Source organism: Sorangium sp. So ce302 (genome assembly GCF_051530145.1).
Lineage (GTDB): Bacteria > Myxococcota_A > Polyangia > Polyangiales > Polyangiaceae > Sorangium > Sorangium cellulosum_B.
This window is the reverse complement of record NZ_CP150326.1, coordinates 9,593,663-9,606,710: the sequence shown is the minus strand read 5'-3', so window position 1 is coordinate 9,606,710 and position 13,048 is coordinate 9,593,663. Positions and strand designations below refer to the sequence as shown.

General features: G+C 67.3%; 15 protein-coding genes and 1 pseudogene. 6 read left to right on the top strand and 10 right to left on the bottom strand.

Translation table 11 applies throughout. The features are described from left to right. Nucleotides 1-49: 49 nt before the first annotated feature. Both WME73_RS36400 and WME73_RS36395 read right to left on the bottom strand, forming a co-directional pair. Nucleotides 50-379 carry a hypothetical protein gene (locus WME73_RS36400; protein WP_437912529.1) on the bottom strand — a complete coding sequence of 110 codons (330 nt, stop codon included), beginning with the start codon at nt 377-379 and terminating at the stop codon, nt 50-52. 821 nt (nt 380-1,200) lie between these two features. Then, nucleotides 1,201-1,719 carry an integrase core domain-containing protein gene (locus tag WME73_RS36395; RefSeq protein ID WP_437917478.1) on the bottom strand — a complete coding sequence of 173 codons (519 nt, stop codon included), beginning with the start codon at nt 1,717-1,719 and terminating at the stop codon, nt 1,201-1,203. Between the two features lie 239 nt (nt 1,720-1,958). Here WME73_RS36395 and istA point away from each other — a divergent pair, with 239 nt between their 5' ends. Together istA and istB are read left to right on the top strand one after the other, a co-directional pair. Beyond that, nucleotides 1,959-3,494 carry an IS21 family transposase gene (gene istA, locus WME73_RS36390; protein ID WP_437912528.1) on the top strand — a complete coding sequence of 512 codons (1,536 nt, stop codon included), beginning with the start codon at nt 1,959-1,961 and terminating at the stop codon, nt 3,492-3,494. 11 nt (nt 3,495-3,505) lie between these two features. Next, nucleotides 3,506-4,249, top strand: coding sequence for an IS21-like element helper ATPase IstB (istB, locus tag WME73_RS36385; protein WP_437917476.1), 744 nt, complete (start codon nt 3,506-3,508; stop codon nt 4,247-4,249). 670 nt (nt 4,250-4,919) lie between these two features. On the opposite strand, the gene WME73_RS36380 is transcribed toward istB, so the two are convergent. The 5 genes from WME73_RS36380 to WME73_RS36360 form a co-directional block, all read right to left on the bottom strand. Further along, entirely contained in the window at nt 4,920-5,249 is a 330-nt protein-coding gene (locus tag WME73_RS36380) for a hypothetical protein (RefSeq protein WP_437912527.1), read from the bottom strand. Nucleotides 5,250-5,268: 19 nt separating this feature from the next. Continuing rightward, nucleotides 5,269-6,606, bottom strand: a complete 1,338-nt coding sequence (locus WME73_RS36375; RefSeq protein ID WP_437912526.1) for a hypothetical protein — start codon at nt 6,604-6,606, stop codon at nt 5,269-5,271. A gap of 142 nt (nt 6,607-6,748) precedes the next feature. Next, nucleotides 6,749-7,165, bottom strand: a complete 417-nt coding sequence (locus WME73_RS36370) for a hypothetical protein (protein WP_437912525.1) — start codon at nt 7,163-7,165, stop codon at nt 6,749-6,751. A gap of 322 nt (nt 7,166-7,487) precedes the next feature. Then, entirely contained in the window at nt 7,488-7,661 is a 174-nt protein-coding gene (locus WME73_RS36365) for a hypothetical protein (RefSeq protein WP_437912524.1), read from the bottom strand. Then, nucleotides 7,662-7,904: a hypothetical protein gene (locus tag WME73_RS36360; protein ID WP_437912523.1), complete on the bottom strand. Its 243-nt coding sequence runs from the start codon at nt 7,902-7,904 to the stop codon at nt 7,662-7,664. Between the two features lie 1,280 nt (nt 7,905-9,184). Here WME73_RS36360 and WME73_RS36355 point away from each other — a divergent pair. Further along, a pseudogene (locus WME73_RS36355) lies at nt 9,185-9,382 on the top strand (transposase); the annotation flags it as partial. Nucleotides 9,383-9,457: 75 nt separating this feature from the next. Here WME73_RS36355 and WME73_RS36350 read toward each other — a convergent pair. The 3 genes from WME73_RS36350 to WME73_RS36340 are packed head-to-tail and all read right to left on the bottom strand — an operon-like array spanning nt 9,458 to nt 11,238. Further along, the gene (locus WME73_RS36350; protein ID WP_437917530.1) at nt 9,458-9,592 is read right to left on the bottom strand and encodes a hypothetical protein; all 135 of its coding nucleotides are present in this window, start codon (nt 9,590-9,592) and stop codon (nt 9,458-9,460) included. Between the two features lie 15 nt (nt 9,593-9,607). Next, entirely contained in the window at nt 9,608-10,369 is a 762-nt protein-coding gene (locus WME73_RS36345) for an ATP-binding protein (RefSeq protein WP_437912522.1), read from the bottom strand. Then, nucleotides 10,366-11,238, bottom strand: coding sequence for a Mu transposase domain-containing protein (locus WME73_RS36340; protein WP_437912521.1), 873 nt, complete (start codon nt 11,236-11,238; stop codon nt 10,366-10,368). Before WME73_RS36340 ends, WME73_RS36345 begins: the two co-directional genes overlap by 4 nt. 4 nt (nt 11,239-11,242) lie before the next feature. Between WME73_RS36340 and WME73_RS36335 the strand changes: the two genes are divergently transcribed. The 3 genes from WME73_RS36335 to WME73_RS36325 all read left to right on the top strand — a co-directional run bounded on the left by WME73_RS36335 (nt 11,243) and on the right by WME73_RS36325 (nt 12,926). Then, nucleotides 11,243-11,917, top strand: coding sequence for a hypothetical protein (locus tag WME73_RS36335; RefSeq protein WP_437912520.1), 675 nt, complete (start codon nt 11,243-11,245; stop codon nt 11,915-11,917). 449 nt (nt 11,918-12,366) lie between these two features. Continuing rightward, nucleotides 12,367-12,516 carry a hypothetical protein gene (locus WME73_RS36330; RefSeq protein ID WP_437912519.1) on the top strand — a complete coding sequence of 50 codons (150 nt, stop codon included), beginning with the start codon at nt 12,367-12,369 and terminating at the stop codon, nt 12,514-12,516. Nucleotides 12,517-12,725: 209 nt separating this feature from the next. Continuing rightward, on the top strand, nt 12,726-12,926 hold the full coding sequence (locus WME73_RS36325) for an ATP-dependent helicase HrpA (protein ID WP_437912518.1): 201 nt from the start codon (nt 12,726-12,728) through the stop codon (nt 12,924-12,926). The last annotated feature ends 122 nt before the right edge of the window (nt 12,927-13,048 follow it).

Genomic DNA, 13,048 nt, shown 5'->3' with positions numbered 1-13,048 from the left:
CCCTTCAACCCCTTCAGGCAGAGGCGAAGCCGGCCTGCTCCTGCTCGCACTACCCTTCTTTGACCGACGGTGAGCCGCCGTCGCCGCACTCCCAGCGCGGCGTCGGCTTCGACGCGAAGCAGCGCAGCACCGTGCTCATGGCGTCACGGCAAGCTGGCAGCGCGCGCATCTCCTCGCACTGCTTTTCGCACTCTGTGGCGCGACGGCAACGCAATAGCTCCGAGCGCGCCTCCGTCGCCGAGAGGATCGTCGTCTGGAGCGACGCCTCCGCGGGGAGCATCACCGTCACCCACCGCGAGATGATGGCTTCCTGGGATTGCCCGGCGTTCTGGTCCTTGCTCGATTTCGGCGCGGAGCCTGCGCTGCAAGCAACCGGCACCGTCAAGCACATGGCTGCAGCGAGCTTGGCTGTGAAATTGCCAGACAGAATCTCCCGTCGCCGGCCTGTGGATACGCGGCGCGTGCCTGCGTCGCTCGGACTCCGGCGTGCTTCAGCACGACTTTGCCCTTGCGCCTTGGCGAGCTTGCATCTCCTTGGCCCGCTCGGTTCGATTCTGTTAGGCACTCCAAAATGGGTCATCGGCGTCCACCATTTTCGGGTCGATCTGAAATCTCTGTCTGGTTTTCGAAACCGCTCGGGCTCGCGAACAATCGACACCTCGTCCCATGGCAACCTTCATGCCCGCGACGATCTCGGAAAAGCATCAACGCCGAGAGCCGTAGCGTGCGCATTTCGCCCGACCTGGGCGGTCGTCTCGCTGCACCCTTGTGCTCTCGGAGCGAAGCGACCACGGGTGAGCCTTTCACACGCGAGGCGTGACGGGCTGCAGGCAGCCTGGCGATTCTCCAGCGCTTCACTGGTCTTCGCCAGCGTGGGTTTGGCGTTCGTGCCGTCTGCGCTCCCGCGCGCCGCGTCGTGGTGTGATGTGCCGTCACCATCAAGTGATGATGTTTGCAGGATCTCCCGAATCTCCGGCCGGGGAGCGATGCTACCGTATCGGGCTTCCCTCGCGCACCGCCCGGCGCCGTCGAACCGTCGTGCGCTGTGGCTGCGGTGCTCGGAGCGCGCACGAGCTTTGGTGGCACGAAAGCTGGATGCGGCGTGGTGAGACCATGAAGGAGAGGTGCATCGTGAAGCTCGCAACCCACATCGTCGCCGCGGAAAATGCCAACAGGTTTGAGACAGTCCGGACGAGAATCCTATGAGTGGATCGCGTTGAGGGACGCGTTCCGGCTCTGCGACCCGAGCGGTTGCGGTCGCGGCGGCTGCGCCACAACGGTTGGCGCAGCGACAGGCTCGGGTGCGACGCTGGTCGTGGCCGTGTGCGGCGGCGCCGCGGCCTCGCCGGCAGCGTCGTCGACGGACAGCGGGTTGATGGCTACCGTAGCGGGCGGCCTGCGCACGACGGGCGGACCGTTCGGGAAGCGCTCCGGATGCGCGGCGTAGGCCGTGTCGAGGGCGACCTGGCGCCGAGCCGCGATATCTTCGACGCGGCCGTAGAATACATCAGCAGGTGTGAAGAGCGCAAGGCCAGAATGCTGATGAAGTTCGTTATACCAGCTGAAAAACTCCTGGCACCACGCTCGTGCATGAGCCAGCGAGGCAAAGCGGTCCGGATAGTCGGACTGGTACTTGAGCGTCTTGAACTGCGACTCGGAGAAGGCGTTGTCATCGCTGACCTGAGGCCTGCTGAAGCTACAACGACGCCGAGTGCGGATTTCACGCCATCGTGATCGCCGAGATCACCGCATCGTGATCGCCAGGATCAGCGCATCGTGATCGCCAGGATCACCATCGTGATCAGCGGGATCACGCTCGTGATCGCGCGGATCGCCGCTCGTGATCGCGCTGGTGCATCCTGCGCGGCGCACGAGGCTGAGGCGTAGCGGCGCTGGACGTCGGGTCCACCCTCCCGGGCCTCGGAGGAGGGTCCTAGGTGGCGACGGAGCGACTGTCCATGCACAAAACGCGAGAGATTCTTCGGCAGAAGTGGCTCCTGGGCCGTACGCACCGGCAGACGGCGAGGAGCAACGGCACGAGCCCGGGGGCGGTGGGCAACGTCCTGGCGCGCGCCAAGGCCGCCGGCCTCACGACCGGGGAGCAGGTCACGCGCCTGGACGATGAGGCGCTCGAGCGGGCGCTCTACGGCACGTCCGTCGTCGTGCCGGGGGTCGCGCCCGCCGAGCCCGACTGCGCCTGGATTCACCGCGAGCGGCACCGGCCGCACGTGACGCTGGAGCTACTGCACCTGGAGTACCTGCGGCAGCATCCCAACGGCCTCCGGTACACCGCGTTCTGCAACCGGTACCGGGCGTGGCTCGCGCGGCGCGGTCTGGTGATGCGCCAGGTGCATGTCGCGGGCGAGAAGATGGTCGTGGACTACGCGGGGAAGAAGCCGACCCTCGTGGACCCTGCTACGGGCATCGCCACCGAGGTCGAGCTGTTCGTCGCCGTGCTGGGCGCCTCCAGCTACACGTACGCCGAGGCGACGCGCAGCCAGAGGGGACCGGACTGGATCGGAAGCCACTGCCGCGCCTTCGCGTTCTTCGGCGGTGTGCCGCGCGCTGTCGTGTGCGATCAGCTCAAGAGCGGCGTCACGCGCGCCTGCCGGCACGAGCCTCAGGTGCAGCGGACATACGAGGAGATGGCCTCGCATTACGGCACGACGGTGCTGCCCGCGCGACCGAAGCATCCACGCGATAAGGCCAAGGTTGAGGTCGCCGTGCAGGTCGTCGAGCGATGGATTCTTGCCCGTATTCGCAACGAGGTGTTTCACTCGCTCGCAGCGCTCAACGCGCGCATCGCCGAGCTGCTCGTCGACATCAACAGCCGTGTGATGAAGCGCTACGGCGAGAGCCGGAGGGAGCTCTTCGAGAAGCTCGAGAGGCCAGCGCTCGCCGCCCTGCCTGCCGATGCATTCGAGTTCGCCGAGTGGAAGAAGGCGCGTGTCAACATCGACTACCACGTAGTCTTCGACGACCACTTCTACTCGGTCCCCTACGTGCACGTGCACGAGGAGGTCTGGATCAGGGCGACGGCCGCGACGGTCGAGGTCCTGCTGCGCAGCCGCCGGATCGCATCGCACCCCCGCTCGCGAGCGCGCGGCAAGCACTCGACCGTGCGTGAGCACATGCCGAGCGCCCACCGGGCGCATGCGGAGTGGACGCCCTCGCGCCTGTTGGCGTGGGCCGAGAAGATCGGTCCGGCTACCCGCCAGCTCTGCGCGGCGATCCTGGCCGAGCGGCCCCACCCCGAGCAGGGTTTCCGGTCCTGCCTGGGCCTGCTGCGCCTCGGCAAGCGCTACGGCCAGGAGCGGCTGGAGGCTGCCTGCGTGCGCGCCGGGCACGTCCGCGCTCGCTCCTACCGGCACGTCGAGTCGATCCTGAAGAACGGCCTCGATCGCGTGCCGCTCGCTCATGACGACGGCGCCCCGGTCGTCCCTCAACCCATCGACCACGAGAACATCCGTGGCCGTGACTACTACCTCAACTGATGGAGAACGACGTGTTGACCGAACCCACGCTCGAGAAGCTCAAGAGCCTTCATCTCTACGTGATGGCGAACACCTGGGTGGCGCAGCGGACTGACCCCGCGATCGCCGAGCTCGACTTCGATGGCCGCTTCGCCTTGCTTGTCGACGCCGAGCACATCGCCCGTGACAACACGCGGATCGGGCGGCTGCTGCGCGAGGCGAAGCTGCGGATCCCGAGCGCGTGCCTGGAGGACATCGACTACGCGCCCAAGCGGGAGCTCGACCGGGCCCAGATCCGCCAGCTCTCCTCGGGTCGCTGGATCGCCGACCACGCCAACGTGCTCATCACCGGGATGACCGGGGTGGGCAAGAGCTACCTGGCCTGCGCGCTGGCGCATCAGGCGTGCCGCGCTGGCTTCCGCGCCCTCTACCGTCGCGTGCCGCGCCTGCTGGAGGAGCTCGCCCTCGCGCACGCCGACGGGACGTACACGCGCCTCTTGGGGCGGCTGGCGAAGATCGACGTGCTCGTGCTCGACGACTGGGGGCTCGCCCCGCTGAAGGACCAGGAGCGCCGCGGCCTGCTCGAGGTCTTCGAGGACCGTCACGGCCTGCGATCAACGGTCATCACCAGCCAGATTCCTGTCGGAAAGTGGCACGATCATCTCGGAGATCCGACAATCGCCGACGCCGTCCTGGACCGCATCGTCCACAACGCGCACCGCCTCACGCTGAAGGGCCCCTCGCGCCGCAAGGGCAAGGAGACCACGGAGACCTGAACCCCAGACCCCGACGGACCAGCGTCGCTTCGCTCCGAGGGCGATCACGATGCGCGATCGCGGTGATCACGATGGCGTGATCTGCGTGATCACGATGGGCGGTCTCCGCAGGAGGTCGAAAGCGAGACGTAGATTCTCGGCCATGCGAGTCGGATCTGCGGCACCCACGTGAAAAATCTACTGCGTCCTCGCGGCCCAGACCAGTGGGCGACGCACCGGTCTGCGGGACACGGGGTCAGCGCGAACGACGCCAGCGCACGAGCACGGCGGCGAGGCGCCTGCGGCCACGACGGAGCCGCGAGAAGGCGGTCCCGACCGCCACCCCCAGGACGCGGGCAACCTCCGTCACGGCCTCGCCGGTCCCGACGAGGACGAGGACTGGCCCGCGCGGTTCTGCCTTTCGTGATCCGGCCGGCTCGTCCTAGCCTCCCGCGTGCGAGGTGAAGGCGTCGAGCTAGGCGCAGAGCGGCTTATCGTACGCCAGCGCGCTCGGCGCGAACGGCGAGAGCCCGCGGAGCCATTGCGGCCCGGCGGGCGGCTCTCGTCCCGACACGGCCAATATGAAATCCCGCTGAGACTAGTCCTCTACCGTCGGGTTTTAAAGAGAGGATGGAAGCCGGCGAATGCGCCCTGCTCCTGCTGGCATCTGCGCTGTTGCTGGCATAGGGCTTTAGTCGGGATTGGTGACCTTGCAAGGAGGGGAGCCGTCGTTATGCCGCTGGGTCCAGGCCGCCCATGGGTTCCACGTTTCACCGGCCTGGCGCCAAATCCTGTAAGCGCAGCGAGCGTTGGCGTCAGGGTCTTTCAAGTGCTGCTTACCACCGCACATGGCCCAATTTGTGGAGTTGATCTGAAACAGGCCGATATCGACCGTGCCGTTGCTATTGATGTTCTCGACCTCGGTCCAGCCCTCCGACTCATACCGGATGATACAGAGCGCCTGATAGGGAAGATTTGGATGTTGCGGTTGATCGCCCCAGACTTGAGCTATAATGATCATCTGCTCCTCGTCGGAAAGCTTACGGCCACCGTGCCTGGCCGTTGGCATCGGCGACTTCCAGAGCTCGATACAACTGGTGAGCGAAACTGCTGCCGCGATGCCGATTCCAACGGTTGTCGCATTTTTCGGCACTTTCATGACTGTACCTCTTTCGGACGTGAGCGACGTCCCACTCCCGACTGATTCCATCTCCCGACGGGACCAGGCCTCGCAGGAGCAGTTGAATCAGCGCTACTCCATTGGTGATCACTGCTGGAGATGCACGATCTCCGCATGCACGAGGCGCATACCCCCGGAGCTCCAGGCGCGTGAGCTGCTCCCGTCCCAGGGTCGCCCGGTACTCGAAGCGGGCAATGGGCGAGGGGAACATCCATTCGCCGTACAGATTGAGCCACGCGCCGAGGCTGCTCAGCATGACCTGCCGGGCGGCCAAGGGCGCGGCGTAATCGCGCCCGTCGGGGGTGAACAGCACATTGCGGCTGGTGGTCAGCCAGGCGAGCTCGCGCCGCGCTTCGGGCCAGAGCGAGCTTGGCATGGGCCTATCGTCTCCCGGCCGGGGGGTCTGCCGCCCCGGATCGTTCACCGGGGATACACAGCCCATCTCCGGAGGACGCATGTCGACACTGCCCTCGGGGCAATCCCGCGACCAGATCACGCGGACGCTCGGGACCGCGGTGGGCACACACGGCATATCCAAGAGCGCCGCCTTGCCCCCCTCCTGCGGAGGCCGGAAGTCGAGCCGGGTATGCCACGGCTCGGTCCGCTCTCCGTGCGTCACCGGTATTGCGGCGTGCTCCCATGCGGCGCACTGGTCCGGCGAGAGCACCAGTCGGTAGGGCGCCTCGATGGCGGTCTCCAGCGACCCGGGCTTCGTCGGGCGGACGACGTCTGTCGGCTGGAGGTCCGACCGGGCGGAACGCGCCACGACGAGGGGGCAGCTCGGGAGAACCGCGAGGATCCCCTCAAGACTGTAATGGATCTCGGCGATTTCCGCGGGAACGCGGAAGACGAGCCGGGTGGGGTTCGAGAGGATGGTGCGCGCCGACGGCCATGTCGGAGAGGAGCCCGGCGTGGTGGGCTCTAGCTTGTCGAAGTAGAACGCCTCCTCCGCGATTGCCTGGGCTGGCAGCTCGAGCACGAGATAGGCGTCCCTGTGTGCGTCCGCGCGCCGAAGCGCAGGCGTCCTGTGCGTCGTGTCGAGGGCGATATTCTCGAATGAGATCTGGAGCGAGATCAGGTCCTCGGGCCGCACCGCGAGGATCGGTCCCGCCAGCGATAGGCCTTCAAAGTTCCTCGGAGCAGAGCTGTCGGGCTCGCCGTCGGCCTGCCCTCGGCATGGGCAATATCGATGGTTCATGCTCGTCTCCCCTCCCCCCGGGGGTTGCCGTTCCCCGCCCTGCTCGGCACACGACCGGGCTGGAGCATTCTCCATACCAGCAGGCGCCGGGTCGTTGGTGCACGACGCACCCGGACTCCGGGGAATCAAGACTGGGTTCGTGTCAGAAGAGGAGCGCGTACACGACGCGCTTTCCGCTGGGCAGCTCGCGTTGCAGGAAAATCTCGGAGCTGATGTCCGTGGGGATGAGCAAGGTCCCGGCGATGGCCCCCAAGATCCCCCCGACGAGCCCGAACGCCATGTAGCCGAAGCCGCGCGGCAGAGAGGTGGCAATCATCTGCAAGATCAGCGGAGAGCGGAAAATCTTGTCCGTCACCTCGTCGAGGAACCCCGCATATTCCTCCCGCGTCATGGTGACGTAGTAGAAGTCGCGTTCCGGCGCGGGCGCGGCGACGGTGACAGCGGCCGGAAGCTGGATGCTCCGGTGGTGCGGAAGCGGGATCTGCTCGCCGTCTGGCGCCTGCACGACATAGGGTGAGTCGTACCGGATCGTGTAGCGTCGAAATTCTCCATCGCTCATCGTTTATCTCCCTTGGGTGTAGATCCCACATTGAAATTAAATCATTGAAGCGGAGCGAGATCATGTCCTCGGGCCGCGCCGCGAGGATCGGCCCCGCCAGCGATAGGCCTTCAAAGTTCCTCGGAGCAGAGCTGTCGGGCTCGCCGTCGGCCTGCCCTCGGCATGGGCAATATCGATGGTTCATGCTCGTCTCCCCCCGGGGATTGCCGTTCCACGCCCTGCTCGGCACACGACCGGGCTGGAGCATTCTCCATGCCAGCAGGCGCCGGGTCGTTCGTGCACGACGTACCCGGGACTCCGGGGCATCAAAACTGGGCTCGTGTCAGAAGAGGAGCGCGTACACGACGCGCTTTCCGCTGGGCAGCTCGCGTTGCAGGAAAATCTCGGAGCTGATATCCGTGGGGATGAGCAAGATCCCGGCGATGGCCCCCAAGATCCCCCCGACGAGCCCGAACGCCATGTAGCCGAAGCGGCGCGGCAGAGAGGTGGCGATCATCTACAAGATCGGCGGAGAGCGGAAAATCTTGTCCGTCACCTCGTCGAGGAACCCCGCATATTCCTCCCGCGTCATGGTGACGTAGTAGAAGTCGCGTCCCGGCGCGGGCGCGGCGACGGTGACAGCGGCCGGAAGCTGGATGCTCCGGTGGTGCGGAAGCGGGATCTGCTCGCCGTCTGGCGCCTGCACGACATAGGGTGAGTCGTGCCGGATCGTGTAGCGTCGAAATTCTCCATCGCTCATCGTTCATCTCCCTTGGGTGTAGATCCTACACGAACATGAAATAATTGAAGTTTTCGACGCGAGCAGGCCCGCTCGGTGACAGAAATCTCGAAGGGGGTAGATCCCACACTGTCGTGCGCGCGCTGCCAGCCTGGCGCGCCATCTGTCCGGATCAGCAACGTGTCTTCGTGGGACCGAGAAGGAACCCCTTACCGGGTAATAATGGAGCGAAGAGCTTTAGAGGTCAACTGCGGCGCGCCGGCATCGATCGTCCTGAGCTGTTCGAGACCACGGATTCGAAACTCAATATCCGCGAAGCTCGCCGAGCTTCAGCTGGGCGACTTTGACTCCCTTGCTGCAGCGATTCCCGAGCTGATCGGCAAGGGCGGTTCGGTAGGGGCAGGCGGTCCCGCGCCCGCGGGACGGGAGGCGAACAGGGCGAACGAAAATGCCACCGCGCCGCCCGACCTGGCGCCATCCCAAGGAGACGACGCTGGCCCTGCCAAGGCGGATCACCTGGAAGACCCCGAAGGCAGCCGGTCGGGCCCGCCTCGGGTTACACCGAAAGCCAGCGCGGCCAAGCGTCGACCGGAAGCAACTGAAATAATTGACCTTTGCGCCGAGTGCGCCTCCGCGCCAGGGAAGTCTTTGGGGGTCGAGTTCGCCGTGCCCAACAGCAGCGAACCGTCGCTTTCGCCGAGGTTTTGGGAGGCGTGAGCACGGATCGCCCCCGCTTGGAGGGCATGGCCCCAACGCGGGCCCAACGAATAGGCGTTTGCGGGACTGCGCCTGAGCAGCAGCGGCGGCGAGGTCCCGGCGCAGTCCCGCAAACGTCGGGTTGGACCGGGCCGGTTCGCGGCCGAGCGGGGCGGTTGCGAGGCCTATGGAGATCCTGCCCGAGAAGGCATGAGAGGGCGGGCTCGGCGGGGCTCGCACGCGTGGTGCATCCCGCCGCCACGACGTTGGGCGCAGACGTGCCGAGACAGAGCGCGGCGCCGACGGAGGCCCAGTAGCAGGCACGCCGCCGACGTGGACGGCGCAGAAGGCGGATCGATGCCTGACCGCCGTATTCACTCGAAAGGACGGTCCCGAGGTCGTTTTCCACGAGGGCCCTGCGCCCTCGCGCGACGACATCGCCGCTGTCGCCGCGCGCGTCGAGAAGCGCATGATGCGGTGGCTGCGGCGGCGGAAGCTCGTGGACGACCGGCCGAGCGAGGAGCGCTCCAACGAGGTCCCCGAGCTCTCCCCGCTCGAAGCGTACATGCAACTGTCGCTCTTCGGCGGCACCTTTGTGCGCCTCGATGAGGACGGCGTCCCCCTCGCAGAGGCGGACGACGAGGATCGGTTCCGCCCCCGCGCGTCCGCCCTTCAGCCTGGAGCGCATCTCGCTCCTGCCCGATGGCCGCGTCGCGTACCGTCTTCGCAAGCCCCGTCGCAACGGCGCGACTCACCTGGTGCAGGCGCCCGTGCATTTTCTGGCGCGCATCGCGGCTCTCGTGCCTCCACCGGTATGCGTTGCTGCGCCTTTCCGGCGTGCTCGCGTCGGGCTCGTCGTGGCGAGCCGCCGTGGTGCCTCACCGGCCCGTGGCGACGAGCATCCCGGTGCCGGTGTTGATGATCGCGGCAATCCGCGGGGATTCGGTGAAGTTCACCGGTGAAATCCGCGCCCGGTGCCGGTGAAACCCGCATCCGACGCCGGTGAAGTTCACCGGTGAAGAGGTGGCTCAGTGCTTCTTGGCGCGGCGCTGCTTGGTGCGGGAGGCGCTCAGCTCCTTGGCTTCCTTGAGCCGGTAGCTCTCGGCCTCGATCTCGATCACCTCGGCCCGGTGCACGAGCCGGTCGACGAGCGTGACGACGCAGGCGGCGTGCGGGAAGACCTGGCCCCAGTCGGAGAAGGCCTTGTTCGTGCTGAGCAGGATCGGCTTCTGCGCGTCGTAGCGACGGGTGACGACCTCGAACAGCAGGTCGGCGTAGCGGCCATCGTAGGAGAGATAGCCGACTTCATCGATGCAAAGAAGGGCGGGAACCGTGTAGCGGCGCAGCCGGCGCGCGAGCGCGGCCGAGGACTCCTGCGCGGCGAGGTCGGCGAGCATGTCGCTCGCGGTCGAGAAGCGGACCGTGTGGCCGCGGACGACGGCCTGGTGGGCGACGTTCTTGAGGATCATGGTCTTGCCGACGCCGTTGGGGCCGACGAGCACGGCGTTGTGGCCGGTGGTGAGGAAGCCGGGAGCGAAGAGGTCGTCGACGGCCTCGCGGTCGATTTTCTTGGGCCAGGACCAGTCGAAGTCCGCCATGGGCTTGAAGGCGGCTACGCGGGAGTTTTTGAGGCGGCGATCGAGGCTGCGTTTTTGGCGCTCGCGCTCCTCGATGGCGAGCACCTCGCGAAGCCAGGGCTTGTCGGCGAGCTCCTCCCAGCAGGCGAGCAGGCCAAACAGGCCGAGGCCCTTCAGGCGGGCCTTCGTCTCGGTGGGCGTTAGATCGGTCATGGCGTCGGGTCCTTCTTCAGGGCGTCGTAGGTGGCGAGCGAATGCGGCGTGACGACGAGGGCGGCGTGCTGGCCGCGCGTGACGGGGATCGAGACCGGAGGCGGCAGGTGGCGCTCGGAGCGGCGGCGGTCGATCACCTGGCGCACGGCGCCGACGTGGATGGTGTCGCGCTCGAGCACCTCGACGAGGGCCTCTTCGAGCTCGGCGGCGCCGACGGCGTCGAGCAGGTGCAAAAGCCGGGCGATGGCGCTGCCGACGTTGTCTCCGCGCTCGGCGAGGATGCGCAGGAATGCCTGGCTGCTGCGGGCGGCGCGGGCGAGGCGATCGAGGCCGCGATGCTCGCGGGCGCGGCGCTTCTCGTCGACCCGGCGCTGGATGTGCTCGGGTTGCTCGATCTGCTGGCCGCGGTCCCACGAGCGGACATGGGTCGCGACGATCTCGTTGCCGTCGGCGATGCGCACCTGTTCGAGGTCGGCGAGGACGACGAGCGTGCGGCTCGTCCGGTCGTGGGGAACAGAGTAGTCGTTGAGATCGAAACGCGCGTAGGGGGTCTTTCCGATCTCGACCTCGACGCGCTCGTGGGCTGGAAACGGCGTGTCGGGGTGCCCGAGCAGCACGCGGCTCTCGTCGTCGAAGGCCTGGCGCACGGTGCGGGCGCGGTCTTCGACCCAGGAGCGATCGAGCGCTGCAGCGCTGGTCCACTCGGTCGCTTGTCGGTTGAGGTCGTCGAGGTCGGCGTAGGTCCGGGCCTCGAAGAACGCCTCGCGGACATAGCGGATGGCGCGCTCGACGCGGCCCTTCTCGTTGCCGCGGGCGACGGCGACAGGGCGCGGCTCGAAACGGTAATGCGCCGACAGAGCCAGGAGCATGGGGGTGGAACCGGATCGCGTCGCCGTGACGCTCCACGACAGCGCTCTTGAGGTTGTCGTAGAGCAGCACGCGCGGGACGCCGTCGATGTCGACGAACGCCTCGACGTGCCCGCGCACGAAGAAGGGCATCGCCGCGCTCGGGAAGAAGCGAAGGAAGATCCGCCGCGAGTAGCTGAGCACCATGACGAAGGCCCAGAGCGGGCGCAGCGCCCGGCCGACAGCCAGCTTGCCGAAGTGCGCCCAGTCGACCTGCGCTTGCTCGCCGGGCAGCGTACGGAGCCGCTGGAAGGCCTCCGCCGGCTTCTTGGGGCGGAGACGACCGATCACCCGGCGCAGATGATCGGGACCACCCGGATACCCGCGCTCCTTGAGCATGCCGAAGAGGCGACTCGAGCGCAGCGAGGGATACTTGCCGAGCTGCTCGACGATGAAGGGCACGAACGGGTCGACCATCGACGGGCGCGGCGCGACGACCTTCGGGTCGACGCCCGCTTGCCCGAGCACGCGCTGAACGGTGGTGTGGTGCAGCCCGAGCTGGGCGGCAATGGTGCCCACGGGCCACTTCTCGCCGTGGTAGAGGCGCAGAACCTCGGCCTCCTTCTCTTTCGCGATCACCGCCGCCTCCCGTCACCGCGGAGGGCTCCGTGGGACGCGGGGAGCGCGTCGGTGAACAGCTGACCGAGCGCGCCGCTCGCGCAGGGCCCAGGGCGGAAGCCGCGCTCCGCAGAGCGAGCAGCGGCCGACATCTCGGATTCGATCGTCATCGTTGTCCTTTCGGCCGGGGGTGATCTCCGGCGCGAGCTGGGACATCGACGCGGCCGTGGCTTGTGTCACCCCGTGATGCGTCACTTTCTGCGCGGAGAACTTGTCCCGCTGTCGGTCCCGATACCGGGCCTGGCGAGCGGCATGGAGACGGCGAGCGCGAGGCCGGGTCTGGTAGGCCGCGCTGGCGCGGCGGAGCGACTCACGACGCCGGAGGGGCCGGCAGTCGGGGCAGAGGCGCTGGCCGCGATCGCAGCGACGGCAGATGCGAAGCTGGACGCGGCAGCGGGCGCAGTGGGCGAGGCGGTAGGCGGACGAAGACAACGGGCTCCATGCCGCCGTTTTCTGGACCTGGAGCCCGGCTTGTGATGAAGGTGGGGGACTCCGGCAACGCGGAGCTCCAGAAGGCCCGAGGGTGGCACCCCTCGGGCCTTCGACTTTTCGGCGGGCGTAACGTCTACGCCGCGGAGGCGAGCGTGGCCCAGATCGGCGTGGGTGCCGGCGGTGAACGGTGAACGCTGCCGATCATGGGGCCGCGCTCTTCACCGATCGGACGCGAGACGCGATGATCACCGACAGCCGGAGACGAAGACGAAGACGAGCGCGACGGCGCCACCGACCTGCGCCAACGACATCACGGCGCCACCTCCCGCGGCTACCTGGGACCCTCCGGCGAGCGCGCACGAGCCTCGGCGACGGCACCGTCCCGCCCATCTACGCACGCATGGACTGGGCTTCCCTCATCCGCCGCGTCTATTTGGACGATGTGCTCGCGTGTCCGTGCGGTGGGCGCCGGCGGGTCGTCGCCGACATCGGTCAACGTGCGCAGCGCGAAGCCATCGTGGCGATCGTGACCCATCTCGGCATCCCTACCGAGCCGCCGCTTATCGCCAGGGCCAGAGACCCGTCGTTCGCCGCGGCGTGAGCCTCTCGGCCTGGTCCCTCCGCGTGCCGCTCGCGCGTGGCCGTTGGCCAACCTCTGCCCGCAGCTCGACCCCATGCGAGCGGCGCCCTCGTTCTTAAGCCTTTTCGTGCCCCGCGCATCCC